The following is a 1,211-nucleotide window of genomic DNA, read 5'->3' as shown; positions in this document are numbered from 1 at the left end:
GGGAATTGCGGCGGCTGCGCGCGGGTGCACGGGGGGTGGTGTCAGTTGCTTTTGCGGCCGGGGGCAAAGGGCAGGGGGGCGATCGGAACGCCCTCTTCGATCAGGGCGCGGGCCTCGTCCGGTTTGGCCTCGCCATAGATCGAGCGATCAGGGGATTCGCCGCTGTGGATTCGCCGGGCCTCGCGGGCGAAATCCTTGCCGACGTAATCCGAATTCGCCTCGATCTTGCGCTTCAACTCGGCCAATGCCTGTTCCGCCGGGCTGGCCGGGGTGCTGAGCGGGCGGGCCGGGGTCAGGTCATTGTCACCATGCGACAGACGCGGCGCCATCAGCCCTTTGGTCACGCCGGTTCCGCCACAGACCGCGCAAGACACCATCCCCGCCGCCTGAAGCTTGTCGAAAGCATCAGCCGACTGGAACCAGCTTTCAAAGCTGTGTCCTTTGTCGCAATTGAGGGCGTAGCGGATCATGCGGTCTCCATCCTTGAGGGCACTTTATGAAAATAGTCATTTCGCATGGTCAATCAATGCCGCACACACATGGACAATTCTTGGGCGCGGGCTAATCTTGGCCCATGTCACCAAGGCGCGGGCGAATGCAGGACCAACAGGCACAGCAGCCGCTTTTCATCGGATCCGAGATATACCGGAACTCCAGCTATGGCCACTGGCACCCGCTGCGGGTGCCGCGCGTGTCAACGGTGATGGATCTGGCGCGGGCGCTGGGCTGGCTGGCGCCGGGACAATTCGTGCAAAGCCCCCGTGCCAAGCCTCAGGCATTGGCGCTGTGGCATGACCCCGAGTATCTGGCGGCGCTGGTCCGGGCCGAAGAACAGCAACAGGTCAGCGACGACATCCGCGACCGGCACGGGCTGGGCACCCCTTCCAACCCGGTTTTCCCGCAGATGTATAGCCGCCCGGCCACCGGCGCCGGCGGGTCGCTTTTGGCGGGCGAGTTGCTGGCGCGGGGCGGGGTGATCTATCACCCGGCGGGCGGCACCCATCACGGGATGCGCGACCGGGCCAACGGGTTTTGCTATCTCAACGACCCGGTTCTGGCGATCCTGTCGCTGCAACGCAATGGCGCCGGGCGGGTGGCCTATGTCGATATCGACGCCCATCACCCCGACGGGGTCGAGGCCGCCTTTGCCGATGATCCGCAGGTGCTGATGGTCTCGGTGCACGAGGAAAAGCGCTGGCCGCTCACCGGCG

1 protein-coding gene and 1 pseudogene are annotated in these 1,211 nt (G+C 65.2%); one reads left to right on the top strand and one right to left on the bottom strand.

Features of this window, described 5'->3' with window-relative positions:
- Nucleotides 1–41: 41 nt before the first annotated feature.
- Nucleotides 42–470 carry a DUF1178 family protein gene (locus ABYW26_RS14600; RefSeq protein ID WP_372605644.1) on the bottom strand — a complete coding sequence of 143 codons (429 nt, stop codon included), beginning with the start codon at nucleotides 468–470 and terminating at the stop codon, nucleotides 42–44.
- Between the two features lie 125 nt (nucleotides 471–595).
- Between ABYW26_RS14600 and ABYW26_RS14595 the strand changes: the two are divergent.
- Nucleotides 596–1,211: pseudogene (locus ABYW26_RS14595) on the top strand (acetoin utilization protein AcuC); the annotation flags it as partial.

The sequence above is a fragment of the Actibacterium sp. genome, from assembly GCF_041584535.1.
Lineage (GTDB): Bacteria > Pseudomonadota > Alphaproteobacteria > Rhodobacterales > Rhodobacteraceae > Actibacterium_D.
This window is presented reverse-complemented; position numbering and strand designations above follow the sequence as displayed.